29 protein-coding genes, 1 pseudogene and 1 riboswitch are annotated in these 24085 nt (G+C 41.6%); of the genes and pseudogenes, 5 read left to right on the top strand and 25 right to left on the bottom strand.

Annotation, left to right across the window (positions count from 1 at the left end):
* Positions 1-79: 79 nt before the first annotated feature.
* The 4 genes from JZO85_RS18285 to JZO85_RS18270 all read right to left on the bottom strand — a co-directional run bounded on the left by JZO85_RS18285 (position 80) and on the right by JZO85_RS18270 (position 4592).
* Positions 80-1636: an AcpB/EbpR/MafR family transcriptional regulator gene (locus JZO85_RS18285; protein ID WP_207109947.1), complete on the bottom strand. Its 1557-nt coding sequence runs from the start codon at positions 1634-1636 to the stop codon at positions 80-82.
* Between the two features lie 419 nt (positions 1637-2055).
* Entirely contained in the window at positions 2056-2346 is a 291-nt protein-coding gene (locus JZO85_RS18280; protein WP_207109946.1) for a PspC domain-containing protein, read from the bottom strand.
* A 16-nt stretch (positions 2347-2362) separates the two neighbouring features.
* Positions 2363-4090, bottom strand: coding sequence for a daptomycin-sensing surface protein LiaX (liaX, locus tag JZO85_RS18275; RefSeq protein ID WP_207109945.1), 1728 nt, complete (start codon positions 4088-4090; stop codon positions 2363-2365).
* 208 nt (positions 4091-4298) lie between these two features.
* Positions 4299-4592, bottom strand: a complete 294-nt coding sequence (locus JZO85_RS18270; RefSeq protein WP_207109944.1) for a PspC domain-containing protein — start codon at positions 4590-4592, stop codon at positions 4299-4301.
* A 282-nt stretch (positions 4593-4874) separates the two neighbouring features.
* On the opposite strand from JZO85_RS18270, the gene JZO85_RS18265 reads away from it, so the two are divergent.
* The 4 genes and pseudogenes from JZO85_RS18265 (at position 4875) to JZO85_RS18250 (ending at position 6892) form a co-directional block, all read left to right on the top strand.
* Complete coding sequence (locus JZO85_RS18265) at positions 4875-5294, top strand: GNAT family N-acetyltransferase (RefSeq protein WP_207109943.1); 420 nt, start codon at positions 4875-4877, stop codon at positions 5292-5294.
* 88 nt (positions 5295-5382) lie between these two features.
* Positions 5383-5497, top strand: a riboswitch (FMN riboswitch).
* 128 nt (positions 5498-5625) lie between these two features.
* Complete coding sequence (locus tag JZO85_RS18260; RefSeq protein WP_207109942.1) at positions 5626-6225, top strand: ECF transporter S component; 600 nt, start codon at positions 5626-5628, stop codon at positions 6223-6225.
* A complete protein-coding gene (locus JZO85_RS18255; protein ID WP_207109941.1) occupies positions 6225-6680 on the top strand; it encodes a pyridoxamine 5'-phosphate oxidase family protein in 456 nt (151 codons plus the stop codon). The genes JZO85_RS18260 and JZO85_RS18255 overlap by 1 nt, the downstream gene beginning before the upstream one ends.
* Positions 6681-6796: 116 nt before the next feature.
* Positions 6797-6892 (top strand): annotated as a pseudogene (locus tag JZO85_RS18250).
* A 56-nt stretch (positions 6893-6948) separates the two neighbouring features.
* Here the strand turns inward: JZO85_RS18250 and JZO85_RS18245 are convergent.
* The 4 genes from JZO85_RS18245 to JZO85_RS18230 form a co-directional block, all read right to left on the bottom strand.
* On the bottom strand, positions 6949-7434 hold the full coding sequence (locus JZO85_RS18245; RefSeq protein WP_207109940.1) for a flavodoxin domain-containing protein: 486 nt from the start codon (positions 7432-7434) through the stop codon (positions 6949-6951).
* A 5-nt stretch (positions 7435-7439) separates the two neighbouring features.
* A complete protein-coding gene (locus tag JZO85_RS18240; RefSeq protein ID WP_207109939.1) occupies positions 7440-8069 on the bottom strand; it encodes a TetR/AcrR family transcriptional regulator in 630 nt (209 codons plus the stop codon).
* A 9-nt stretch (positions 8070-8078) separates the two neighbouring features.
* Entirely contained in the window at positions 8079-8516 is a 438-nt protein-coding gene (locus tag JZO85_RS18235; protein WP_207109938.1) for a hypothetical protein, read from the bottom strand.
* Positions 8517-8682: 166 nt separating this feature from the next.
* Complete coding sequence (locus JZO85_RS18230; protein WP_207109937.1) at positions 8683-9600, bottom strand: PhzF family phenazine biosynthesis protein; 918 nt, start codon at positions 9598-9600, stop codon at positions 8683-8685.
* 314 nt (positions 9601-9914) lie between these two features.
* Here JZO85_RS18230 and JZO85_RS18225 point away from each other — a divergent pair, with 314 nt between their 5' ends.
* Entirely contained in the window at positions 9915-10748 is an 834-nt protein-coding gene (locus tag JZO85_RS18225) for a Cof-type HAD-IIB family hydrolase (RefSeq protein ID WP_207109936.1), read from the top strand.
* A gap of 47 nt (positions 10749-10795) precedes the next feature.
* On the opposite strand, the gene JZO85_RS18220 is transcribed toward JZO85_RS18225, so the two are convergent.
* The 17 genes from JZO85_RS18220 to JZO85_RS23180 form a co-directional block, all read right to left on the bottom strand.
* Positions 10796-11026, bottom strand: coding sequence for a thioredoxin family protein (locus JZO85_RS18220; protein WP_207109935.1), 231 nt, complete (start codon positions 11024-11026; stop codon positions 10796-10798).
* Between the two features lie 19 nt (positions 11027-11045).
* Positions 11046-12032, bottom strand: coding sequence for a permease (locus JZO85_RS18215; RefSeq protein WP_207109934.1), 987 nt, complete (start codon positions 12030-12032; stop codon positions 11046-11048).
* Between the two features lie 12 nt (positions 12033-12044).
* Positions 12045-12461: an arsenate reductase (thioredoxin) gene (gene arsC, locus JZO85_RS18210; protein ID WP_207109933.1), complete on the bottom strand. Its 417-nt coding sequence runs from the start codon at positions 12459-12461 to the stop codon at positions 12045-12047.
* Positions 12462-12471: 10 nt separating this feature from the next.
* Entirely contained in the window at positions 12472-12762 is a 291-nt protein-coding gene (locus JZO85_RS18205; RefSeq protein WP_207109932.1) for an ArsR/SmtB family transcription factor, read from the bottom strand.
* A 120-nt stretch (positions 12763-12882) separates the two neighbouring features.
* Positions 12883-13071 (bottom strand): hypothetical protein, encoded by a 189-nt coding sequence (locus tag JZO85_RS18200; RefSeq protein ID WP_347401809.1) that lies wholly within the window; start codon positions 13069-13071, stop codon positions 12883-12885.
* Positions 13072-13118: 47 nt separating this feature from the next.
* A complete protein-coding gene (locus JZO85_RS18195; protein ID WP_207109931.1) occupies positions 13119-13835 on the bottom strand; it encodes a B3/B4 domain-containing protein in 717 nt (238 codons plus the stop codon).
* Between the two features lie 5 nt (positions 13836-13840).
* Positions 13841-14311 (bottom strand): MarR family winged helix-turn-helix transcriptional regulator, encoded by a 471-nt coding sequence (locus tag JZO85_RS18190; RefSeq protein ID WP_207109930.1) that lies wholly within the window; start codon positions 14309-14311, stop codon positions 13841-13843.
* A 118-nt stretch (positions 14312-14429) separates the two neighbouring features.
* The gene (locus JZO85_RS18185) at positions 14430-15872 is read right to left on the bottom strand and encodes a helix-turn-helix domain-containing protein (protein WP_347401808.1); all 1443 of its coding nucleotides are present in this window, start codon (positions 15870-15872) and stop codon (positions 14430-14432) included.
* Positions 15856-16446 carry a hypothetical protein gene (locus JZO85_RS18180; RefSeq protein WP_207109928.1) on the bottom strand — a complete coding sequence of 197 codons (591 nt, stop codon included), beginning with the start codon at positions 16444-16446 and terminating at the stop codon, positions 15856-15858. The genes JZO85_RS18185 and JZO85_RS18180 overlap by 17 nt, the downstream gene beginning before the upstream one ends.
* An 18-nt stretch (positions 16447-16464) precedes the next feature.
* A complete protein-coding gene (locus JZO85_RS18175; RefSeq protein ID WP_207109927.1) occupies positions 16465-17223 on the bottom strand; it encodes a class A sortase in 759 nt (252 codons plus the stop codon).
* Complete coding sequence (locus JZO85_RS18170; RefSeq protein ID WP_207109926.1) at positions 17201-18286, bottom strand: WxLIP family cell surface protein; 1086 nt, start codon at positions 18284-18286, stop codon at positions 17201-17203. The genes JZO85_RS18175 and JZO85_RS18170 overlap by 23 nt, the downstream gene beginning before the upstream one ends.
* 67 nt (positions 18287-18353) lie before the next feature.
* Positions 18354-19091 carry a WxL domain-containing protein gene (locus JZO85_RS18165; protein WP_207109925.1) on the bottom strand — a complete coding sequence of 246 codons (738 nt, stop codon included), beginning with the start codon at positions 19089-19091 and terminating at the stop codon, positions 18354-18356.
* 135 nt (positions 19092-19226) lie between these two features.
* The gene (locus JZO85_RS18160) at positions 19227-20006 is read right to left on the bottom strand and encodes a WxL domain-containing protein (RefSeq protein ID WP_207109924.1); all 780 of its coding nucleotides are present in this window, start codon (positions 20004-20006) and stop codon (positions 19227-19229) included.
* A 31-nt stretch (positions 20007-20037) separates the two neighbouring features.
* Positions 20038-20697 carry a WxL domain-containing protein gene (locus JZO85_RS18155; protein ID WP_347401807.1) on the bottom strand — a complete coding sequence of 220 codons (660 nt, stop codon included), beginning with the start codon at positions 20695-20697 and terminating at the stop codon, positions 20038-20040.
* A 40-nt stretch (positions 20698-20737) separates the two neighbouring features.
* Positions 20738-21130 carry an EF2685/EF0750 family sortase-dependent surface protein gene (locus JZO85_RS18150; RefSeq protein WP_207109923.1) on the bottom strand — a complete coding sequence of 131 codons (393 nt, stop codon included), beginning with the start codon at positions 21128-21130 and terminating at the stop codon, positions 20738-20740.
* Positions 21131-21138: 8 nt separating this feature from the next.
* A complete protein-coding gene (locus JZO85_RS18145) occupies positions 21139-23007 on the bottom strand; it encodes a WxL domain-containing protein (RefSeq protein ID WP_242550427.1) in 1869 nt (622 codons plus the stop codon).
* Positions 22974-23771: a pectate lyase-like adhesive domain-containing protein gene (locus JZO85_RS23180; RefSeq protein WP_242550426.1), complete on the bottom strand. Its 798-nt coding sequence runs from the start codon at positions 23769-23771 to the stop codon at positions 22974-22976. Before JZO85_RS23180 ends, JZO85_RS18145 begins: the two co-directional genes overlap by 34 nt.
* Positions 23772-24085: the final 314 nt, after the last annotated feature.

Raw genomic sequence — 24085 nt, 5'->3', positions numbered from 1 at the left:
GGTCGTTCGGCTTTAATCGTTTTAAGTCGTAGGTTTCAGCAATCGGTAGAAGCTCTTATCTTCTAGTACCTGTCATCCCTCAATCAGCCATTTCTCGCATAAAATTTTCTTTTTCTGCTAAGGATTTTTTAAACAGCTTTTCGGACAATTCATTGACTAGGTTTTGGATCGCGACAATTGATTGTGGTGTGATATAAGGATCCATCGAAACTAAAGGAAACTCTTTGGGCAATCCTTCCCTTGATCCGGTGGTAATCAAGCCATCGTAGGTTAGGATTTTTTCTATTAGCTCTTCATCGCCATCCCAAATGTCCTCAAAGTGATGGATTTCAAAGTTCCCGTAAACAATCTGGGTAATGACCTTTGAGATGAATTCCTCTTCCGTTGGCGAAAGATCCGAAATCAACAACAGATGAAGGATCTGATCCTGAGAAGCCAATCGTTCCAAACTATCGACTTCGGCTGTCAGCAGCAGATAGACATAATTAGTAATGAAATCCTTATTTTGATAGATGCCATAAGTTTGAACAAAGGTTTTCGTGATTTCTGTGACCTTCTCTACTGCGTGCTGATGCATGATCTCCACCATTTTCAAAAAGATCGTTCGATTTTTTCGAAGGATGGAGACAAACTCGCCCCTCTCATCATAAAGATAAACAGCATTTACTAGAGTCGTGGTTAATTCTAGCACTCGTTCTTCCTCAGGGGAATCTCCCATTAATTTCATAAACGCATTCGTCAGCGTCAGGTGCTTCTTAAACAATTGACGATACCGTGAATTATCCGCTAGAGCCTGTTCTCTGTGGGCTTTACTGAAGACGACTGCATCTGAATAGGACAGCCACAAGCAATCCCGCATGACTTCATCCGTTAGTGATAGACCAAAAACATCAGACACTAGACTTTTAAAAGGGATGATCGTCTCACTATCCGGCAACAATAAGCCTTCTGTCCGCAAGGCTTCTGCAGGAAAATAATGCCCATTCTTCATTCGCCACAGGCTGATAAAAATCGTGTAGGTCAAACGTTTTTGAAAAATATGCTTCTTGTATAAACCGTTAATCGAAACAAATTCCTGTACAAATTTTTCAATTGACCGCAGCTGAAAATCATTCAAATTAGGCAGCACGGTCTTCAAGGAATAATGCTTTTCGATGAAGTAGCGATAGTAAAAGTGCCGTATTGTGCTTTCTTCACCTTCCAACCGCAATGGTCGATAACATAAATATATTCCTGCCTTTTTTAAAGAAGGCTCTAGTTTTTTTAAGTAGCGTTGTGCGTTGGATGAGCTCAAAAACAGTGATTTTGATAAAGTGCTGATGTTGTCATGCTCCTCATACAACAGCTTCTCGACGATTTGAAATTCTGGCGAATGAGTCAGCGCTTCAGCGTAGAGTTTTCCAATACTGATGTCCTCCATGAGCTTAACTTGGTACAAGCCATTGTCCTTTTCAACCAAAAAATATTTATTCTGCTGCGCATTTATCAAACTAATGTCACTCAATAAAATCGGTAATGAACATTTCAACTCACTGGTGAGCTTCTCACTTGGTGTGCCATCTCGGTTATAATACAATAGCTCAATCAATTTTAATCTGCGTCGATTGCTTACTCCTAAAACCTGGCGAAAATCCATTCTTTCTCCTCCAAATTAACTAAAGTTGATATGAGTATATGGTGACTATGCTCTTAAACGTCCTTACGTCAAAACTAACAATATTCTTTCTAAAACAAATAAAATAACGGTAGTGTTTTATTTGGAAGTGCCCATATCATTTTTATTCTACCCTTTTTCTATCCATCTACATAGTGTTTTTCAAACATAGTTAGCAATAATTTTATTAAATTCAACATCAAAGAACTTATATATTATTAATTGGATTTTAATTATGAACAATCTAACAGAGGGGAAGCATTAATTTTATTATGCTCTATATGGCCGTTTGGTTTGATTTTTTTCACTTTTCATCTTAAAAAGAACAAAAAAAGACATCCCTAAAAACTAAGGATGTCCTGTGAAACGCTGTGATTCATTGTTGGGCATAAGCTATTGGACTAGAAGTCGCTCCAATTTTCCTCTTCTTCTGCTTCTGCCCGTCTACGCTGCGCTTTTGTTTTTTTAGGCCGCTCATAGCTTTGCTGGTAAGAGGCATTGCGACTGTCTGCTCTTGGAACAATCAGCGCTAGCAATATATAAAAGAAGACTGGCATTCCAGCTAAAACCAGGCTGAGGAATACAAAGATAACTCGGGCAATGGTTGGATCGATTCCAAAATATTCCGCGATCCCTCCAATCGTACCTGTCAGCATGCGATTCGTTTGTGATTTCGTCATTCTTTTTCTCATTTTTGGTTGTTCCCTTCTATTTATCATAATCCTTCAAGAAAATATTTCCTGCCTTAGAAGAAACCTCGATTTGGGCCGCTTCTCCTGCGGCTCGTTGAAAATGCAAAACTTTTTGTGTGTCGCCGCTTCGTTCCTGGACTGTTTCACAATTGGCAAAGCGGTAATTGATGGTTCCGATTCCTGTTTTAGCAGAACCTTCAATCCCAACGGTTTGCGGTAATGATACTTTGACGTCCCCATTGACCGATTGTGCCTCGATTTTTTTCAAGTCATCATTTTTTGCCGTTAGTTTAATGTCCCCGTTGATCAGTGAATATTCCGATCGAACGACATCTGCTCTTGAAATAATCGTTCCAGTCACTGTCTCAATCGATGCGTCTAAAATTTGACCTTCGCGGATTTCAACCTGATTGTTTGTTCCTTCAAATTCAAGCATCGAAGCATCGAGCTCTTTGATTAGGATCGTCCCGTTGGTCGCCTGGATTGCTGTATTTTTTGCGGCAAGCTCGTCAATCATCAAGTCTCCATTCAATAAGCGCAGCGACAAATTATTGTACTGTCGTTTTGGCAAATAGAAGGTTAGCTTCGCATCGACTCTTTTATTTGGTACGTGGAATAATATCTGGTAGTTGTTCACATCGATTCGGCTGCGCTCTAAGAATGCATCAAGCGGATCCGGCTCATCCATTTGACCAAGCAAAGCTGCGGATGCTTCTACTTTGACATCATTGATTGTTTCATCTTCCCACGTCTTCAAAATTATCTTTCCTTTGGCAAGCTTGATATCGATGGTTTTCGCGTCGATATCTTCAAAAGTAAATTGATGACTGAAGTGTGTCTTGGCTGTCCCGTAAAATTTTTGATTGATATTTTTCCAATCAAAATCATTGTTCACTTTATCAGAGACTCTTCCAGCCGCTTTGTTTACGACCCGTCCGATACGGCTTGCCCAGTCATTCGGTTCCACCTGAGGGCGATCCATCGGACGATACTTTTGTTCCTCAAAATCATCAGGTACTTCAAAAAAGCCATCTGAGACATAGGGTCTCTCTGGAGATGAGAAAAGGTCTTCGTCGATTGCTTTTCGTTCGTGCTTCAGCAATTCGATTTCTTCCTCTAGTTCCTTCAGCTCAATTTTCATTTGCTTATATATCACTTCATTCTCCGCAGAGATAATTCCTAATTCAGCCTCAAGGTTTAGTTCCCTAAACTCTTCCTTTTTCTCTCGAAGAGCTTCAATTTTGGTTTGCAGTGCCAGATCAAACTCATCGATTTTCGATCTAACGGGATCTGTTTCCTTCGTTTCAGGCTCCGCCTTGTTCTCCCATTCATCAATCATACTGGCCACACTGTCGGAGGGCTGATTATTTTCTTGGAGCGCTTCTTCAACGGTTTCTGCTTCCATCTCAGGTTCCTGTTCAGAAGTCTCGTTAAATTCTGGTACTTCTGATGAAGCAGTTGTTTCTTCATAGGTGAACTCTTCTGATTGTGGTTCTTCTTCGGTTGCGAAGCTCTCTTCAGAAGCTGTACTTGCTCCGGTTTCTGGTATCTCTTCAGATTCAACAGCTTTTTCCAGCTCTATCGGTTCATTTGATTCAGCTACGGGGGCCACTACGTCCTCTGCTGTTTCTTTCGTTTGGGTTTCTGTGTCTTTTAAACCTAGACTTTCTAACAAATCTAACCCTTCTTCTGGAGAAAGGATGCCTTTTTTAATCGATTCTAAGATTTTTTCCCGTTCATTCATGATAATCTCTCCTCAACGAAATGTTCTGTAACTCTATTATGCACATTCCTTTTTTAATCGTCATGGGTCGAAAGGACTATCTTTCTTCCTTTCTCTCAACACCTGCTGCCCCTTGCCCGACTCATAAAAAAAGTGGATCGCTTTTTTAGCAGCCCACTCTTTCAATTTATATAGTAAGATTGATGGTAAACAATCCTTGTTTTTCTAATTAAAAGTCACTCCACGCATCGTCAGCAGTTGTCTCTGCTTGCTTGGGTTGACGCTCAGGCTGACGCTCCGGACGACTATACGGACGTTCGTAAGATCGATTGCGGCTTTCTGCTTTTGGCATGATTGCCATTAATACGAAGTACAGTAAAATCGGTGCGCCGTCTAAGAAAAAGTTGCTGAAAACAAATGCCACTCGTGCAATGGTAGGATCGATCCCAAAATATTCCGCGACTCCCGCTATTGTTCCTGTCAATACTCGATTGTTTTGTGATTTCGTCATTTTTTTCATCATGTTCACTCTCTTCCTTTATTTTCCAAAAACACTATTTTCGAGAATCCCATCTTATTTTAGATTTCGTTCATTTCGATCTTCCCACTTGCGATGTGTTTTTATCTTATGTCCTTATTATGCAGAATTTCCTTTACTTCGTCATAGGGCGAAAGACGTATTTTTGCTCTAATTATTTAGTATGATAACACTCCTTGATCATGCCTAACTGTTGAGATTTATCAAAAAACTGTTAAAATGCTTTTTAATCAATGAAAGCTTTTATGATCAGAAGGAGATGTTTGCTTGATTCAGATTCGCGAAATGACACCACAGGATAAGCCAAGACTGCGGAAGCTTTACTTGGAAAGTCGCCAAAAAACCTTTTATTGGAGTGATCCGAAACAAATGCACCTAACAGATTTCGACCGCGATACAAAGGACGAATCGATTTTTGTCGCAGAGGCAGATAAAACAATTCTTGGCTTCATTTCCTTCTATCTGCCAGATAATTTCATTCATTGCTTATTTGTCGACACTTATTTTAAAGGACAAGGAACGGGACACCAGCTCTTGGAAAAAGCCAAACAGCAGTTAAAACGTCCGATGAGTTTGAAATGCGTATCACAAAACACCCCGGCTTTGACTTTTTATGAAAAGGAAGGCTGGGAAAAGCTCAAGGAAGTAAACGACCATGAGGCGTATTGGAACATGATTTATCGTTAGCCATTTCTTCCGTAAAAATCCAACTTATCTGAATTCAGACATAAAAAACGCTTGCATTTGGATTAAAAACATGTGAAAATAAACACAATAAGTTCTTCAGGGCAGGGTTTAATTCCCGACCGGCGGTGATAGTCCGCGAGCCTTTTGGCTGACTCAGTGCAATTCTGAGACCGACAGTACAGTCTGGATGGAAGAAGAAAAGCGTGTGTTTGTTGATCGTTCAGATAACAAACGCTATTTGACGAATCAATACACCCTTTTTCTACTTTGACTGTGCCTTGCAAATGTTGTTGTAAGGTTCTTTTTTATGTTTTAAGAAAGGTGTGTTGAAATGAAATTTACTGCAAGAAAATTAGTGATGATCGCGATTTTTGGGGCGCTCTCCTATGTGTTGATGCTCTTCAAGTTCCCGCTGCCGTTCATGCCGCCGTTTATGGATTTTGATTTGGCGGGTGTTCCTGAATTATTAGGAACGTTTCTGCTGGGACCTGTTTCGGGTATCTTCATCGTATTGATCAAACTCATGATCAAACTAGCCACAGTCGGAACGGCTTCGATGTTTACTGGAGAAATCCAAAACTTTCTTTTGAGTGTCAGCTTTATTTTACCCGCTAGTTGGATCTATCAGCGTTCAATGAACAAGGGATCCGCCTTAAAGGGCATGTTAGCCGGTACTGCTGTTGTGACTTTTGTTGCCTGCTTATCAAATGTATATTTTATCATCCCTTTTTACACGAAGCTGTATGGCTTGTCGATGGAAGCGATTATCGCGATGACCCAAGCAGTCAATCCGATGGTAGACAGCGTGTGGAAATTAGTCATAATCGGGATCATACCGTTTAATTTGATCAAATACGGCGTCACTACCGCAGTCGTCTATTTTTCTCTGGATCGCCTGCGAGCAATTTTTCTTAGACGGGAGTTTTTATAGTGGAATTTAATGAAGCCGTTGAGCAATTTTATCAAAAGCTGGGGCAGAAAAAGATCATGGCTCTGGCTACCAGCCTGAATGATCATGTCATGGTTCGGAATGTCAGCGTCATCATCCATGATCAGAAAATCTTATTCAAAACAGATAAGAACTTTCGGAAAACCAAACAGTTGCTTGAAAATCCCCAAGTGGCGATCTGTCACTGGGGCGTTCAGATCGAAGGCATCGCCATTAATCATGGATTAGTTGTCGACCAAGAGGACCGCTCTTTTCAAACCTTGTATCAAAAACACTGGGAAAAGAGCTACAATGCCTATCCTCACAAGGACAGTGAAATTCTAATCGAAGTGGTACCCAAATTGGTAGAAATCTGGGATCAAGACAAAGATGACAATGGCTTTCAACTGTTTATTGATTTTGAGCAGGAAAAAGCTGAGATTGAAGACTATGATTAGCAAAAAACGATCGAGAAGCAGCGCTTCTCGATCGTTTTAATTCGAACCTTTGAGTCTTAAAAATTTCTTACCACCCTTTTAAGCTTTCTATAAGCTAACTATCGTAGAGTCTTCTTGTGGATGAACTTGGTGTTTAGACTCAGAAGTGGGACTGAAAACGACGGTTTGTTTCATTTTAATACGAGGTGTAGGTTCGAATCCTGCCATCCACGTTGTATAAAGAAAGAACAAAGGCAGTAATTTATACCTTTGTTCTTTCTTTCATTTCTTATCCATTGATGGCTTGCGCAAATCTAGCTATCTCTTCATAGTTAATTTCTGGTTCCACAAACTCCTTGCGAAAATCTTCAATTTTGTTCAACGATTGAAACAGCTTGCGGTAGGCGAAGTTCAATTTATCGTACCTCATTTCCCCACCAAAAATACTAGTAATTTTAGCATGGGTCAACAACCGTTGATCAAAAAAGGTGTCAAAAAATTTGGCATCCCCCTCTGTGGTATAGCAGCAAACAAATAATCCAAGCTTCTTCTCAAGCAGCTGTTTTTTATAGCGACTGCAAAAAGAGGCAATCTTTCTCTGGATCTTCATCATATGAACAGACCCGCCGACTATGATCGTATCGAACTCATCCAGCTTGGGGATCTTCTCCTTCACATTCACCACAGTGACTTCTCCCGTCAATTGCTCCTTCAAGTAGTGAGCACAATCGGCAGTGCTGCCTTTTTGCGATGCATAGACAATCAACGTATTCATACTCTTCACTTCCCTTCACTGCTGTATCTTTTATCAAATTGAAAAATGTGTTCCTTTAGAATGGCTAGCGCCTCTTCTTCTTTCTCCAGCTGTCCCTCGTATAAAGCAAGTAAGGTGTAAATCGGTGAGTAAAACTGTAGAGCAAGAACTTTTGGGTCACACTCGATAAAGCGCCCTTGCTGGATCATTTCGGAAAAAAGCATCGTTTGATAGTGTAAAATATCAGAGATAAAATATTTTTTGTAGCTTGCTTTTATTTCCGGATTTGAAAATTGTTCAATTGTCAGCATGCGTCTGAATTGAATTTCCACCGTATCTTTGAAGCTCATTAAAAATAATGCTGAGCTGATTTGATACAAATGATCGAGTGAAAGCTCACTGTAATCACCTGCTATTTCTTCAAATCGTCCTAACGGCATCGCCATTTCCTTCATTTTTTCATTGTGATAGCTCTCCATGTACGCTAAGATCGCATCAAATATCGCTTGCTTATTCTTAAAATGCTTGTAAAGCGAGCTTTCTCGTATGCCAACTGCTCTCGCAAGGTCCCGGACCGAGGTTCCTTCATAGCCCTTTGTTGAAAAGAGTTCTAGAGCAGAAAGTAATATTTTTTCCTTTGTATTTTGCTTTGACATAACTTCCTCCTATAAAAATAGATTTGCTGAAGCGAGAACGAGCATGATTCTGGATGCTTCGATCATAACAATTTTTAAAAGTATGCTCCCCGCTATAATGAAAAACAAGGCTTCTCTAGCACGCTGCTTTTTCAAAAATAGACAAAGAATAGCCGAAATGACAATCACGATTCCTAAGGCTGCTCCAACAATCGTTTGTGCACTAACTAACGGAAAAAGACCTGGCTCAACTGAACCATCAATCGCCTGCTGAACGGTGAAGTGCAGGCCATCTCTGGTCGCTCCTAAAATACAAATAGACAAACCGACCAAACAAATACCTAGTACAAACCGTCCCCAATGACGAACTTCTGCCCTCTTCTTTACTATCCCACCAAGAAAGACTAGAAAAATCACTAGTAAAACAGTTGTTTTGATGCTGATTGCATCACCAAAATAGAGGTTCATTGTGCTCTCCTTTCGAACTTTAGCTAACGATCGTTCCCTTTTTTATAGTTTAGCGAACAATCGTTAGCCTGTCAATACGTTCTGATCTCTTTTGTAAAGATAAAAATGAAATAAACCTTCATAACCATTGATAAATCAGTGATTACGAAGGCTTATTATATTTATCCTATTCCTTTAATACGATCGTCCCATACCCGATATCTACTGACGAGCCAGCAATACTAACATGGTTTATCTTTCCTTCTTTGCTTTCTACGGTTATCCTGATCTGACTTGGCCGCTCGATTTCGATTCCCTGTTCGCTGATTATTAAATAGTTTCCTTCTGATTCTTCAGAAACTAGCCCATAATGGACTAAGTAAGCACCTAAAGGGCCACTAGCTGCACCAGTAGCTGGGTCTTCTGAAATCCCCATCGTTGGACCAAACATCCGGCTGTGGACCGTTGCCTTCTTATCCAGCGTTTCTAGTGAAAACGCGAAGATGTCCACTTCCCATCCTTTGGCTAAAAATTCTTTTTCCCAAACATCTTGTCTAAATTTTATTTGCTTCATTGCAGCTGAATCCTTGATCGGGACAAATAGAAACGGCACTCCTGCAGAAACAATCTGCATGGGAGACCTATCTGAAATGTCTATGGCATCAATTGATAGCAGCGCACTAACAGACTCTTTATCTGCAATAACAGCTTTGAAATCAGGAAGTGGCTGGATCATCTCAACAGTTTCAATTTCCCCATGCTTTTTATATAGTTTTATTGGAATCTCGCCTACCAGTTCTTTGAATAGATAAGAATTCTCACCCTCAACCGTTTGGATCAGTCCATCTCTTGCCAACACATACCCTGTACCAATTGTCGGGTGACCCGCAATCGGCACTTCTCGATTCGGAGTAAAGATTCTCACCGTCGCTTTGTCTTGCGCTGCACTGGTGATAAAGGTTGCCTCTGATAAGTTCAATTCACTGGTGATTCGCTGCATTTCTTCGTCTGTTAACTTCGCCGCATCTTTAAAAACGGCTAATTGATTCCCGCCAAATGGCTCATCTGTAAACACATCGATCAGCTCATAATCAAATTTCCTCAAAAAATCGCCTCCAAATAGATTCAATGCTTTCTTCATAATTGATGGTACCTAGAATGAGCAATAAAAGCGAATAAAATAGCTTAAGCCCTTACTTCTTATTGAGAAGATGCAATGAATGCAGCAGCAAATACTTTTCGATTATTTGTTCTCTATATTAATCATTAGTTATTCTTCACAACTCCAGCAAAGTCCGAGTTCTCTTTTCAGCCTTGTTTCTGACAGAAGCAAATTCCAACGCCGTTTACAAATGAAACCATTTACATCATCTTCGGCCGATAGTAGACTTGAAGTAATACAAGATAGGATGTGATGAAATGGATATCAAAGCAATCGTACTAGATATCGATGGTACGTTACTAACCTCTGAAAAAATCATCTCTGAAAAGACCAAACAAGCCTTGATCGCAGCACAAGAAAAAGGCATCAAGGTAATCTTAGCATCTGGTCGGCCTACAACAGGGATGTTTGAGCTTGCAGAAGAGCTGGAAATGACAAAATATGAAGGGTATCTCGTTTCATATAATGGTTCACGCGTAACGGATTGTTTAACGAAGGGGGTTGTTTTCAATCAAGCGATGAGTGTTGAAACGGGACAGGCAATCTTAAATCATCTGAAAAAATTTGATGTTACTCCGATGATTGACAGGGAAGATTATCTTTATGTAAATGACGTTTACAACAATACGCTGCATTTGCCTGATGGCGACTTCAATATTATTGAATATGAAGCTCGCGGCGGCAATTTTAAGCTTTGCGAGATCGATGATTTGGCAGCCTTCGCCACATTTCCCATCAATAAAATCTTGATAGCAGGGCAACCTGATTATTTGCAGGAATATGCTGAGGCAATCCACGCGCCTTTTGTCGAGACGGTTACTGCCGCTTTTTCTGCTCCTTTTTATTTTGAGCTTACAGACAAAGGAATCGATAAAGCCAAAGCCTTGAACACTGTCTTTCCTGATCTGGGCATTCATTCTTATAATATGATCGCATTCGGTGATGGGCATAACGATCGCTCGATCATTGAATATGCTGGGATCGGAATTGCGATGGGCAACGCTGTTGAAGAGTTGAAGGCTGTCGCAGACGATGTCACGCTTACTTGTGATGAGGATGGGATCGCAGTGGGGCTAGAAAAATATCTTTAAGCTATAAAACAAGCTGAGTCATGAGACTCAGCTTGTTTTTTGTATCATTATGAAAGCAGCTTCTGAATTTCTTTTGCTTTAGGGACACGGCCAGAGACTACGACCTTTTCATCAATGACTAAGCCGGGCGTCCTCATAATGCCATATTTTTGTATCTCTACCATATCGGTGACCTTGACCACTTCCGCCTCTGTGTTGGCAGAAGTCAACGCTTCCTTCACATTCTTCTCTAGATTTTGACAATTTTTACACCCTGGACCTAAAACCTTGATAATCATTTTCTTCATCCTCTCGTTTTTATATTGGTAAAACATTAAAAGCAAAACCAATCATTAGAATGCCCACCAGACAAATTCCAATGAACACTCCTAATAGTTTAGGCTTTACCACCTTGCTCAGCATGATCATTGAAGGCAGTGAAAGTGTGGTGACAGACATCATAAAGGCCATCAATGTACCAATAGGAACACCTTTGCTAAAAAGTGCTTCAGCGATCGGCAAAACACCGAAAATGTCCGCATAGATTGGCGCACCAATGAGTGTAGCCAAAACAACAGCAAACGGATTCCCTTCTCCTAAGACATTTTGAATAAAGCTTTGAGGAATCCAGTTATGGATGGCCGCCCCGATTCCTACCCCGATAATTACATAGGGCCATACTTTCCCAGCAACTTCTTTTACTTGATCAAGGCCAAAACGAACCCGATCCTTCCATGCCAGCTCCTCGACAAAAGCTGCAGACGCTTCCATTTTTTTGATGTAATCTTGAATCTCATCCTCCATCCCCAACTTGTCAATGATCGTTCCGCCAACTACTGCTAAAACCAGCCCAACGGCAACATATAGCAAGGCCACCTTCACACCGAAAAACGACATTAACAAAATAATCGATGCAATATCAACCATTGGCGAAGAAATCAAAAAGGAAAAGGTCACACCCAAAGGCAGTCCCGCCGTCGTAAAGCCAATAAAAATCGGAATACTAGAACAGCTGCAAAACGGAGTTATCGTTCCTAAAAGTGCGCCTAAAATATTTCCCTTCCAGCCTTTTAATCCCCCTAAAAGCACCTTTGTCTTTTCAGGTGGAAAAAAGGATTGGATCACGCCCATCGTAAAGATCAAAACTGACAGAAGGATAAAAATCTTGATCGTATCAAAAATAAAAAACTGCAAACTGCTTCCCAGCCTGCTTTTTAGTGACAAGCCGACAAGCTCAACCAATTTACCCGCTAATTCGTTGAGCCATAACATTTTGAATACCTGATCACTCACCCAGTTCCACATAATGTTCTCCTTTTATTCTATAAAATCAGCAACCAGCTTTTTCATCTTTTCTTCGATGGTATCTCTTGTTTTCCTGAATTCAGCCAGCATCTCTTCCTCTGTTCCTGTTGCCTTAGCCGGATCCGTCAGGTCCCAATGCAGAGAGCGGACTTGACTTGGCGGTATAGGACATTTGTCCTTAGCATCGCCGCACAAAGTAATGATGATATCTGAATGATCAAAATAATCGGAATCGATCAGGTCAGAGGTATTGGCTGAAATATCAATGTTCAGCTCCCTCATCACCTGAACAGCGCGGGGATTCAATCCATGAGTCTCTACCCCGGCACTTCGAATTTCCCAGTTTGGAGGAAAGTATTTCTTCGCGAAGCCTTCTGCCATTTGACTTCTGCAAGAGTTTCCCGTACATAAAAAATAGATTTTACTCATGATGATCTCCTCAATTTTTCTGAACTGCTGTCTTCTTTGTCATTCTTTCCAGATCCTTCAAAAACGGATCAACAACTTCTCGGTTTAAAAAATAGTGATGCCACTGGCCCTGCTTAGTAACCGTCACCAACCCAGCGTTCTCCAATAGCTTCATATGATGCGAAAGTGTCGGCTGTGTAAAATCAAAATGAGCCAAGATATCACAGGCGCACAATTCTCCCTCTGATAACAAATCAATGATTTTCAAACGCTTCGGATCTCCCAAAGCCTTCAGAATTATAGATAATCCTTCATAATCCAAATGTTTCACCCCTTTACATAGATGTTTATCTATCTACAATATAGACACTTATCTATATAAAGTCAATCAGTTTTTAAACAAAAAAACGAGCTGATCAAAAGATCCAACTCGTTTTAATTTCTAAAGGGTATCTGCTTCGTTTTCGAAATCTTTGCGTTCCTCCAACTCAGCTTTTAGTTGCGGATAGATTTTATCCAAATTGTAAAACAGCATCGTGATGATCGAACAAATAATCAAAATCATCGGCACATATAGATACATCGCTTGAATCGCGAAAAGAGCTTTGCCATTCTGGATCGCCTCGCCCATCAGACCAGAACCTTAAAAAAAGCAAGACTCTAAAAAGAGCCCTGCTTTCAGCCTTCAATAGTCACTTGTGAATTTTCAGCATTCACAAAAAAATCGGTTCCTTCCACCTCGAAATAATCCGCGATCCGTTTCTTTAATTCCAGCATCGCTTGATCGGCGCGCTGAGCCTGCTCAGCGTTGACCGATTCCATAAAGAAGATGACGTCTTTGGTCGTTTCCGTCAGCATCGTTCGTTGCGCCTCCCGCCAATTCAAGCAGCGGCATATTGCTCCTTCGTCATCATAATAAATCATCTCACCAGGTAAAGCCGGTGCATCTGCTTCCGCCCCCAAAGGTAAAAAGGCCTCGCCGCCAGCTGCTTGACCTAAGTGAATCTCTCCGGCAATTTTTTGTAGGTCCTCTCCACCGCATGGCACTGCAAATTCCAGCGAAATACTGTTATAGATGTCTACTAATGGGTTGATTGGAGAAAACGCCCGATCCTGACTGACTCTTTTTAATAGTGCTTCAATAGAAGAACGGGCACCCTTTTTTGTTTTAAACTGGCTAAAGGCCCCGCGCCACTGGGCAATAACCGGATTTTGGCTAAAGGTTTCTTCTTGAAGATAGCCCTTCGCTGCTTCCTTTCCTTTCGCTAATAACTCAAGCAAGTAGGAATCATCGGTCTTTGCCTGATTGTCTGCAACTCCTTTTACGATCAGCACATTGATTTGCGCCTCGGGGAAAACTTCCCAAAATGATGGATCTGCAATAAATTTTGTCATGTGATTTACTCCTTTATTTGTTCTAAATACGATCTTTTATTTCCCTTTTTAACGGATAGCCATTCTTTATCAATATTCGCCACGACCGTTTTCAAGGCTTGGGAAAAAGCGGCGATTTCCTGCGGCGAGAGCTCATACAACGCCATTTGGTTGGAATACTCGTTTTCCAGCTGAATAATGGGCGCAAGCTCGGCACCTTCAGAGGTAACGAATAGGCGGCGGATTTTTTTGTTTTCCAAATCAGCCTTCTTCTCGATAAGGCCTTTTTCCTCCAGCTTTTTGATGGCTCGGGCGGCCGTTGTTCGGTCGACCTTGATCATCTCAGCTAATTTGTCAGGAATGATGCCAGGATTTTCATAAATTCGGCTCAAATATAAATACTGCCCCTTCGAAAGCTGGTAATCTTTAAATTCAATATTGGCGATAGAATCTAAGGCTCGGGCTATCTTTCCAATATCTCTAAGAACATCGGTCATCTCATCCCTCCTATCTAAGACACGCCTATCATAATTTATTTTTGTTGCAAATGCAACAAAAAAACAAGGCCATTTATTGAAAAACGCAGAAGAAGCATAGAAAAACGGGTCAGTTTTCCTATGCTTCTTTTGTTTTTTCGTTTCTTTTCTGTATGATCTTTTGCCCGAGATTGGCCCAGTCTAGCGGGCGCGGCGGGGACAGCCATACGACGCAGTCAAGATTATACGCTCTTCCCATCTCTCTAGAATCGGTCAATAAAATATCGGCTGATTCAATATCTGTAACAATTCTCGTCCCAACTAAATGGAAAAAATTCAGATTATCCGTAATAAATTGGTTGTACAAGCTGCCTAAAGAAAAATCGACATAAACGTTGATCGTCTCTACAAGGGCATCTTTTGAAAAGGTCTCTAGGATCAGAAATAAGTATTGAAAGAGAAGCTGCTTCTTCTTATTAAATAATTCTGGCTCATTCTGCTGCAGACGTGCGATATAGATTCGGCAAAAATCTAAAACCGCTGGATAATTCTGCTGAAAATATGCGATATTGATTTCAGGCTGAATGGTTTCACTGGCTTGACTAGTTTCCAATAATTGAAAATGTAGAAAATGACTTTGCTCTAAAAAGCGTTCATACTTCTCGGGAATCCCCGTCAGTTTAGGAAAGCCTTCGATCAAGCTCGACAGTAAATTTTGGCTCCAGTTCACTATCTGCTTGTTTTCCTGCAATGTCAGTTTTTTCCCTAACTCCTCTGAGCAAGAGTAGTAATAATTCAAGAAAGCTCTGGCCTCTGCCTCCCGCGCTTCAACCGGAACCCGTTCAAAGAAGCGATCGTTCATTGCTTGTTTGACATCCTCCTTTGTTAAAACATTTTTGATATCCTTTTCGACATACTTTTTCTGACGAATTCTTAAATCAGTCACGTATAAATAATGCTCTAGCGCGGTTTTTTGATGGACAGTCATTTTTGTCTTTTCCAGTGCCGCTTGCTTGGCCTGAACAAGACTTCCTTTTGTTTGCCCAAAAATAGCGTAATTGCATTTATAAATGCGGACAAACAGCTCCGTCAAAAACAGACGAACATTTTTTTCGCTGTCACCGACAAGTCGAAATTTTTTATCGATCTTAAGTCCATATCCGGTGAGATACTTATTCAGCAGCTTATAATTATTGTAGGCGATCGGATAACTGATCACGGCCTTTTCAGAAAGCTCATTCAATGATTTATACTTGCCTAAAACGGCCCCTGACAAAATGTTGAAGCCGATGGATTCTTCGACATATTTTTCTAAAAGCGTCTCTGAGCTGGCGGTCCCGGTAATCTCCAGTTGAACAAAGGGCTCCTCCAAATAAACGTGAATTTCTTGAGTCAATCCATATTTTTCAAGATCCTGGATCAGCTGCTCAATGGTGCTTTTAAGAACATAATTGGAAATTTCTAAGTGATCCATGATTTCTTTTTTGGATAACGCAAAATAAGAGCTCCGCTCCAACAGCTTTAAAAGCTGGTACTTCCGCCATTCTTCTTTTGCTAATAAATTATCAAGCAAAGTGATCACTCACCCTTGGTGTCAATTTCCCACTGGCCTCACCATATAAGACAACACCTGACAACAGATACGCGCTTTGAGCAAGATCCGAAAAATCATTGGGGGCACCAGCAGAACCTCCGCCACTATCCGGCGGAACTACTACGGTATTCATTGAAAAGAAAAAGTCATCGTCCAGCATCAGGACTTGATTCTTTGGATGGCCGTCCAGCTTAGGCAGATAAGGAGAGGGCGTTAAAAAACGATCCCCCGCCTCCTTTTGTCTCAATTTACTATCAGGCAGCAGACCTTCCAATTGGTCCTCAGCTTGAGCCGTATCATTGCTGCTCTCATCCGTTTCTGGTTTTTCCAAGATCACTTCGGCTTTTTGGTCTTTTGATGCATTAATTTCAGAAGATTCTACCGCTGCAGAATCATCCAGCAAATAATCACTCATCTCATGATCCTCATTGGGTACTGGAGTAATTGTGTTTTGCGGATCTAGCGGGTCATAAATGGCAGTAGTGGCAAAGACATGCTCTGAGTATAGAAAGATCGAAGCCCCGATAGCTACCACTAATGAACGTGTCCACATTCTCTTCATCCCATCACTCCTTTTTTGTTACTTACTGATCTTAGTAATGATTCGTATTCCAATCACCAAACTGACTAGAAAGAGAAGCATTACAACGATACAGTAGGTCAGATTTCTTTGTTGATTTTTTGTTTCGATCAAGCGCCTCTGCTGCATTGCTTTGTGCTTGATCCCTTTCACTGGTGTAACTAAGCGGCCTTTGACGACAAATCTTTGCTCTGTATGGGTCGGCTTATCACAGGTGATCAGTGTGATCTCGGCTTTGCTTCTATTCTCTAAAACGTGCAGCTCGGTTTGCTGAATCGTCTGAGTTTGGTTGACCCTGTATTGATAAAACTGATTCTGGTATTCCAGATAGATGGCATCGCCAACAGCGACATCCAGCAGCTTGCCAAACAACAGATTATTTTGACCTAGATGATGACCGATCACGACCATGTTTTGTTTTTCTGGGTTCCTTTCGGGAAAAAGAGTCCCTGCACCAACCAAAAGCTGATCATTGACTACACCTGAAAAAAGCGGCAGGCTGATTTCGATCCCCGGAATAACAATCTGGCCGGTTGAATCGAAGGATTGTCTTTGTTTAAACTCTAGAACATCGGATAAATCAGGCGGCTGCACTGCTTCCAGCGGAACATCCTTCGCTGCCCTGATCGTTTCGCTCGTTTGAATCGAAACATTTTGCGTCCGATAAATAATCAGCACTTGTTTTATAAAAGGCACGAATAGACAGGAAATCGCTAAACAATAAATCAGAATAAGGCTAAACCGAAGCTTTTTGGTCATTTTTTTTCTTGCGCCAGATTAAGAATAGAATGATCACTAATAATAAAAGAACACCGATCAAGATATAGATCCAAGTGTAATCCTTTTTGATCGTAACATCTGAATCATTCAATTTCTTAGCGACATCGGCTTTGATTTCAAAGTCCTTTTCCAAGCTCCAATGGTAACGGTAATTTTCTTCTTTTTGACTGCCTTTTGCCTGGAAGGGATAGCTGCCTTTTTGGTCTTTTTGCCCATAAGCGTCGATTTTCATCGTGTATTTTCCGGCTTTTAGCCGATCCCCTTTTAATGGAACTGATAAATTGAAGTTGGAATTCGGTGCCATTTGCATTTCAGACTGCTCATCTGTATAAAGTGCTTCCGAGCTGCCTTTTTTTGTAATCGTCGTTTTGGTGGCTAACTGATTTAAGTAGGTCGCGTTAGGATTTTGCAGATTGCCTTGAATAACATTGCGGGCGTTGCGTTGATCTGGGCTTGCGCTTAGTAGCTTCAGGTCTGGATCGCCGTTTTCTGTCGTTTGTCTCATCAGCAGTGCCACAACATAAGAATATTCGTTTTTGATCGCCAATCCCTTGCCGCTTTTATCCGACGACTCGCTTGTTTGATCGGCCTTTTTTTCTTTAAATGTGATTCCGCCAGCAATGATACCGGCAAATTTTTCGTTTGGCATATGTATTTTTACTTTGTATTCAGCTGCCGATTGCGGCTTTAAGATGATTTCCTCTGGTGCTTCTACATAATTTTTTATATCGTATTTCAACGTTTTATCCGCTTTGATCTCATTTTTGCTATACTCAATGACGCCGTTGCCATTGGTGGTTGCACTGTGAATCTGAGCTTCTACCACGACTTCTTTGTCCGTATCATTTCGCAAATCAACAGTCAATGTATCTTCCTGATTCGGTGCCAGCAACAAATCAAAATACGTCTTTTGCTTATCGAGTTGGTTTTCTGAGGGCTTTGGGGTAACCGCAAAATTGAACTCCGAAGCAAAGCTTGGTGTTGCCATCATCAAACTACTTAAAACAGTGATTGCCAGTATCGTGAATTTTCTAAATTTCATCGTCTCTTTATCCTCTCAGTGAAAGAAAGGGATGCTGAAAACATCCCTTCTTCATCCTTCTAATTGATTAGTTTCCTGGAACGTCGCTAAGAACCCAAGTAAATGTCGTCGAGTATTTTTTCGCATATTTCGTAGTTGAACCAGGGACGCTTAACTCGATACTTTCAGCCGCAGTAGCCGCATCCGTACCCCAATCAAGCAAGTAAGTTCCTGCTCCTTGACCTGCTTTTGCTGACATAACATCCTTTAAGTCTCCTGATGGGTCGGCTACGATCGTCGCTTGGCCTGTTGGTTTTACTGAATCAGAGGCAGTCACGACATTCCCATTTTTGAAGGTGATTTCAGCCCCTGTTAGTTCATCCGCATCTGTTGTAGCAAACTGACTATTTTGCTTCATCTGCAATGTCCAGCCAGCTTCTGTTCCGCGGTTATCGGTTACTTGGACAAAGTTAGGTCCTGTCTTTTCATTGCTGTCTTTGTCGAGGTATTTTTGGGCCTTCGCTTTGTAAACTTCATCTTTAGAAGTGATCTTTTGTGTACCAAAATCTAAGCTTGACGCATAATCGATCGATAATGGACCCGATGTTCCTGGCTTTGGACCGGTCGGATCGGTTGGATCAATTGGATCGATCGGATCTGTCGGGTCGACTGGATCGACTGGATTTGTTGGATCTGTATTTGGTGTAAAGGTGATCACACCATTTGAGTCATAATTTCCTCCGTCTGCTGCCAGTGATACTGCAGGTGCTGCCGTAAGTCCTGCTAAAATAGCTGTTGCTAAAAATAAAGAACCAAATTTTTTCATTGTATTACTCTCCTTTTTTATATAAACCGATTCATTTCTCCTGTCAGATACGCTCCAACAAAATCGCTCAGTTTTGATTTAGCAAAATCCTTTGTGCTTTTGCTTTCAACCCATGTTTCGATCATTCTTTTACTATTAGTTACCTGGTACGTCTGACAAGCTCCAGGTTAGTGAAGTGCTGTACTTCACCGCATCCTTTGGTGTACTGCCGGGTACTGCCAATGTAACTGCCTTCGTCACATCTGCATCGACTTCGTTTCCATCTTTATCGGTTTCTTTGACTGTTTCTACTGTTCCCCAACGATTGGTATACGTTCCTGCCCCTTGATTTACCTTCGCAGACATAACCAAGCTTTCTGTACCAGCCGGATCTAGCTCAATCGTTGCCGTTGCTGTTGGAAAAACAGCGGTAGAATTGCTGTTGACTGTTGGGCTGACCAGCTTCACTGCTGAACCAGTCAATGTATCGTTCAAAGTACCTGTCGCTTTAAATTGACCATTTTGCTTCACCTTTAATGTCCAGCCGGCGTTATTTCCGCGGTTGTCAGAGATTTGAACATAGTTTGGTGTAGCGGCGCGTCCATCTTTGTATTGTTGCGCTCTTGCATAGTACACTTCATCTTTATTGGTGATTTTATTTACCCCAAAGTCTAAAGATGAGGCATAGTCGATCGATAGTGGGCCGTCTGTTCCTGGGTTTGGACCATCTGGATCAGTCGGATCGACGGGATCAACGGGATTCGTTGGATCTGGATCGGTTGGATCGACTGGTTTTGTCGGATCCGTATTCGGAATAAATTCGACGACGCCGTTTGAATCGTAATCGACAGAAGCCGCCTGTGAAGTCAGTGCTCCAACTGTAGATAGAGAGAGTGCTGTCAAGGTTGCTACGGTCATAAGTTTCACTTTTTTCATAATTTTTTCTCCTCGCAATATCGCTTTTTCTTTAAGGTACGTTTTTTAAACTCCATGTCAGGGAGGTTTGGTATTTTTTTGCATATTTTACTGAGCTGCCGGGAACCGTTAATTGGACTGAACGCCCGCCGCTAGACTCATCGGAGCCGAATCGATACAGCCATGTGCCAATTCCACGCTCGCTGTTGGCAGTGACGACATCGATCTCCGTATCCAACGGCATTTGAACCGTTCCACTGGCATTCGGCGCAAAGGTAGTTGAAAGGTTTGAGATCATCTCGCCATTTTTGAATTGCAATTCGGCCCCTTCAAGCGTTTGTGCTTCGGCCGTTTGAAACTGCCCATTTTGCTTCACGCTCACTTGCCACCCTGAGCCTGTTCCTCGAATATCAGTGACTTGAACATAATTAGGGCCTTTTTTCTTTACTCCGTCAAAGTCGGTATATTCTTGAGGAATAGCATAGTAGGTTTGATTTTTCGTAGAAATTGCTTGATTTCCAAATTGAAAGCCAGAGGCAAAATCGATGGAAAGGCTTCCACCAGTACCAGCCGGCGGCCCAGTTGGATTGGTAGGATCGACTGGAATTACCGGCTTGGCCGGATCTGGCAGCATGGGATCAAGCGGCTTAATTGATGTGCCGCCTCCGCTTTGATACTTCATGTGAGTATCCGTATCATCGGCCCGCGCCACTGTTCCTCCGATAAAAATCGAAAGGAGCAGAAGGAGAAAACTAAATTGCGTTATTTTCTTCAGTGTTCTCCACCTCCCTCAGCTTAAAAAGAATAAGTGCCAACAAGGCAAGCCCAATCAATGTAGTCCACACATTGGAGGTATCTCCGGTCACGGGAAGAATGGCTCCTTCTCCCTTATAAGAAGGCAATGCACTTGCCAGATTCGCTGTTGTTCCAGATACTGCTCCTTGTGTCTCTTCATTTACAGCGTCCTTGTCGCCTTCATCGTTTTTTTCCGGCTGTTCCTTTTTTTGTTCTTCTTTTGGATAGTCATATTTTCCGTAAAACGCTGTTACCCCGTTACTATCATAGTTCGCTTCTGTCGCAAAGACAGGCACAGCAGTAAAGAGCGTCAACAGAATCAACAAACTATTTATCACTAATCGTCTCATCTACTCACCTAATTTCCTGGGACATCTTCTAGTTTCCATGACAATTTTCCTGTATAGTCGCCTACACGCTGCTTTTCGACAGGGACTGTCAACTTAAATCCGTTGTTGTCTAGCCAATCAGCGGATATATTTTTTGACCCATCAGAGGTAAATTCGCCCGACTCGACGATTTGTGTCGCCGTGGTAATTTGCTTTTCACCTAATTGAGAAGTGTAATAAAGCGCATCTTCCAGTGAAATCGTACCGTTTTTTAGTTCTTCTGATTGGTTCAAGGTCAATCGCCATGGTTTTCTTGCCCCGCCTCGGGTATCTGAAACGACTAAATCACCACTAATCGTTGGACGATAGTTTTCGGTCTTATTTGATACCTGATTGTCGCCAAACTCAAGACCATCAGGAACCGAAGCTAAGGATAAATAGCCCACCACTGTAGCTTTTGTTGCTGCTTTGAAGGTCGCGTCTCGATAAACCGTATCTGCTTTGGGATTAATATTTCCAATGGCATTGTTCGTACTTGGTCGATCGGCTTCACTTAGCTCAGTGATCTGTCCGCTTTGATCCTGTAAAAAGAATTGAAGCACATCGTCTTTTACAAGACTCAAGCTGGAGATATCGATCGCCCATTTTCCATCCGCGCCAACCAGCTGACCCGGGATTCCCGATGGCTGATCATTGACGGTTAATGTTATAATGCTGTTAGGCTCCCCAGTTCCCGTTAATCTTTTAGTAGTACTTTGGATGGCGTCCGAATTATCTACTTTAGCGGGTTCTGGCGGTGTAGCATCAATAACAGTTGCTTCGATTGGCTCAGGACTGATCCAAGGGCCCCGTTCAGCAATACCTGAAATTTTTTCTCTGGCTTTTTGAAACTGGATTGGGTCATTGGTATCTGTATAAGAGACATACCCATTCGCATCTGTTGATAGATCCGGTCGGACATTTCCATGTGTATCCGTCAGGGTTATTTTTGCTTGATTTTCTGAGGCATAGACGGGAATATATTTGATCTCGCCGCTGACAAGCCCATTATTATCTGGAACTTCTCCAATGACTACACGCCCTTTGATCGTCTTATCCGCATCCGTGACTGGTACCCACTCAATCCTCGGGTCCTGGTTCATTCCTGAGATTCGCCGATAATTGGCTTGTTTGAACTGATCCAAGCCAGCTACTGACGTCGTCACCGTTTCTCTTGTTCCGCTTCCAGTTACCTGCAAACTCGGAACTTTTGCATAGGTTTCGTTAGAAGGACCCAAAACCGGTACTCCAACCTTCCATAAATCAATATCCGAATCGAGAATGGAGAAGCTGTTATTCGCTTCGTTCCCATACGCAATATTTACAGCTGTTCGACTATCATTTAAGTTTCGCAAATCGTATTGGGCTGGACTATTTAACGTCATGGAATTCCCATTTCTGCTTACACTGGCTGTCCCTAGACCGTTTGCTGCTAAGTTGATCAAGGGCTGATTACTCGTTCCGATGACATAAAAATAACTGCCGGGCTCTGCATTTAAATAGGTATTATTATTACTAAATGCCACGACCGATCCGGATGTTTGTTTACTCGTCAAGTTCACGACAGCACCCTTTTTGATCGTCATCCCAGCGCCCGCATCGTCAAATCGCACCGCATTTCCCGGCATATCTACGTTGAAGACACTGTTTTCACCAACATTTAATGAAAGATAATGATGATACACCGCTGGAAACGTTCGGCCAACAGTTTGCGTTTGACCAGCATCGACCCGACAATTTTTCCCAATCGTAAATTCTCGGGAAGCGCCAGTTGAACCCGCGCTGGCTGCCACGTTAAACCAGAATACCGAAAAATCGTAATAGTTTACGTTCCCTTTATACTGCGTTCCGTCCTCCATAATGAGACTTCCCAGATAAAATTTTCCGCTCGCGTATCAATATCCATCTTGCCGTAAACCGTTACCTCTGAATGAGACGCTCTAGCCAACCGCTGCACACCGGGTTCTGTCGTGATATTCCCGAATCGGTACTTCCATTTCGCTCCGTAAGTATAGTTCAATCGCGTGCCCACGATATCTTCCGAGTAGGCGCCTCCATAATTTTGATTTAAAACAATGTCATGCATATGGAATGATCCCGTAGCATTTTGGGGCGACCCTAAATAGATGGAGGAATTCTTAAAATTTACCCGATAATTCTGTCCATCGATCTCTAAATCATTCTTTCTAACATACGTAGAAAGACTTGAATCCGATGAACTAGGATTTTCAAAGCTTGCTGTAAGAATGATCTTTGTAATATCTTCATTTCGAATGGCACTGACAAACTCAGACCATGCACTCACTTCTATTTCATTAGCGGCCAATAATCGGCTATCCGCCCTTTTGATCTCTTCACTATCCGACTCCGAATCTTCCTTCTCTTCATCCGCTACCTTTGAAGGTTCCGAAGTCTCTGTCGTTTCTTGTGTTTCAGAGAGTTCACTGTCCTCCGTCGTGCTAGCTGAGTTGCTTGAAGGTAAGTCGTTCTCACTGCTTTGAGTAGTTTCCTCAGATCCAATGCTGGAAGAACTGCTCGTCTCCTTATCTTCCATCGCAAAAACATTCACATTGGGAAGCAAAATGATTATTAATAAGAAAAAAGTTATTCTGCGTCGTTTCATTTTTCTCACCTCCTTCACATCAAAAAGCCTAACACAACGAAAACCCATTTTTTATAATTATTTTTAAAAAAATTGATAATTAACTTATAATGAACCTGCAATTAACACATTAAGGTAAAAACCAAAGGGACACATCGCTAACTTTTATTTAAAAAATAATGCATGTTACATTACAAATAAACTCAAAAAAAGTAATGACTGTCCTAATAAAAAAACCGAACTTAAATAACAGACTTTTTACAATTATTCTAATCTAAAAAAATAAATAATTTATATATAACAAAAATAATTTTTACAGCAAAAAAAAAGCATAA

The sequence above is a fragment of the Candidatus Enterococcus murrayae genome, assembly GCF_017315985.1.
In the GTDB taxonomy this organism is placed as follows: Bacteria; Bacillota; Bacilli; order Lactobacillales; family Enterococcaceae; genus Enterococcus_A; species Enterococcus_A murrayae.
This window is presented reverse-complemented; position numbering and strand designations above follow the sequence as displayed.

Bases quoted from the DNA above. Each gene is read 5' to 3' on its own strand.
- JZO85_RS18285 (WP_207109947.1), bottom strand. From the start codon at position 1,636: ATGGATTTTCGCCAGGTTTTAGGAGTAAGCAATCGACGCAGATTAAAA.
- JZO85_RS18280 (WP_207109946.1), bottom strand. From the start codon at position 2,346: ATGAGAAAAAGAATGACGAAATCACAAACGAATCGCATGCTGACAGGT.
- liaX (WP_207109945.1), bottom strand. From the start codon at position 4,090: ATGAATGAACGGGAAAAAATCTTAGAATCGATTAAAAAAGGCATCCTT.
- JZO85_RS18270 (WP_207109944.1), bottom strand. From the start codon at position 4,592: ATGATGAAAAAAATGACGAAATCACAAAACAATCGAGTATTGACAGGA.
- JZO85_RS18260 (WP_207109942.1), top strand. From the start codon at position 5,626: ATGAAATTTACTGCAAGAAAATTAGTGATGATCGCGATTTTTGGGGCG.
- JZO85_RS18245 (WP_207109940.1), bottom strand. From the start codon at position 7,434: ATGAATACGTTGATTGTCTATGCATCGCAAAAAGGCAGCACTGCCGAT.
- JZO85_RS18240 (WP_207109939.1), bottom strand. From the start codon at position 8,069: ATGTCAAAGCAAAATACAAAGGAAAAAATATTACTTTCTGCTCTAGAA.
- JZO85_RS18235 (WP_207109938.1), bottom strand. From the start codon at position 8,516: ATGAACCTCTATTTTGGTGATGCAATCAGCATCAAAACAACTGTTTTA.
- JZO85_RS18225 (WP_207109936.1), top strand. From the start codon at position 9,915: ATGGATATCAAAGCAATCGTACTAGATATCGATGGTACGTTACTAACC.
- JZO85_RS18220 (WP_207109935.1), bottom strand. From the start codon at position 11,026: ATGATTATCAAGGTTTTAGGTCCAGGGTGTAAAAATTGTCAAAATCTA.
- JZO85_RS18215 (WP_207109934.1), bottom strand. From the start codon at position 12,032: ATGTGGAACTGGGTGAGTGATCAGGTATTCAAAATGTTATGGCTCAAC.
- arsC (WP_207109933.1), bottom strand. From the start codon at position 12,461: ATGAGTAAAATCTATTTTTTATGTACGGGAAACTCTTGCAGAAGTCAA.
- JZO85_RS18200 (WP_347401809.1), bottom strand. From the start codon at position 13,071: ATGGGCGAGGCGATCCAGAATGGCAAAGCTCTTTTCGCGATTCAAGCG.
- JZO85_RS18195 (WP_207109931.1), bottom strand. From the start codon at position 13,835: ATGACAAAATTTATTGCAGATCCATCATTTTGGGAAGTTTTCCCCGAG.
- JZO85_RS18190 (WP_207109930.1), bottom strand. From the start codon at position 14,311: ATGACCGATGTTCTTAGAGATATTGGAAAGATAGCCCGAGCCTTAGAT.
- JZO85_RS18180 (WP_207109928.1), bottom strand. From the start codon at position 16,446: ATGAAGAGAATGTGGACACGTTCATTAGTGGTAGCTATCGGGGCTTCG.
- JZO85_RS18175 (WP_207109927.1), bottom strand. From the start codon at position 17,223: ATGACCAAAAAGCTTCGGTTTAGCCTTATTCTGATTTATTGTTTAGCG.
- JZO85_RS18170 (WP_207109926.1), bottom strand. From the start codon at position 18,286: ATGAAATTTAGAAAATTCACGATACTGGCAATCACTGTTTTAAGTAGT.
- JZO85_RS18165 (WP_207109925.1), bottom strand. From the start codon at position 19,091: ATGAAAAAATTTGGTTCTTTATTTTTAGCAACAGCTATTTTAGCAGGA.
- JZO85_RS18160 (WP_207109924.1), bottom strand. From the start codon at position 20,006: ATGAAAAAAGTGAAACTTATGACCGTAGCAACCTTGACAGCACTCTCT.
- JZO85_RS18150 (WP_207109923.1), bottom strand. From the start codon at position 21,130: ATGAGACGATTAGTGATAAATAGTTTGTTGATTCTGTTGACGCTCTTT.
- JZO85_RS18145 (WP_242550427.1), bottom strand. From the start codon at position 23,007: ATGGAGGACGGAACGCAGTATAAAGGGAACGTAAACTATTACGATTTT.
- JZO85_RS23180 (WP_242550426.1), bottom strand. From the start codon at position 23,771: ATGAAACGACGCAGAATAACTTTTTTCTTATTAATAATCATTTTGCTT.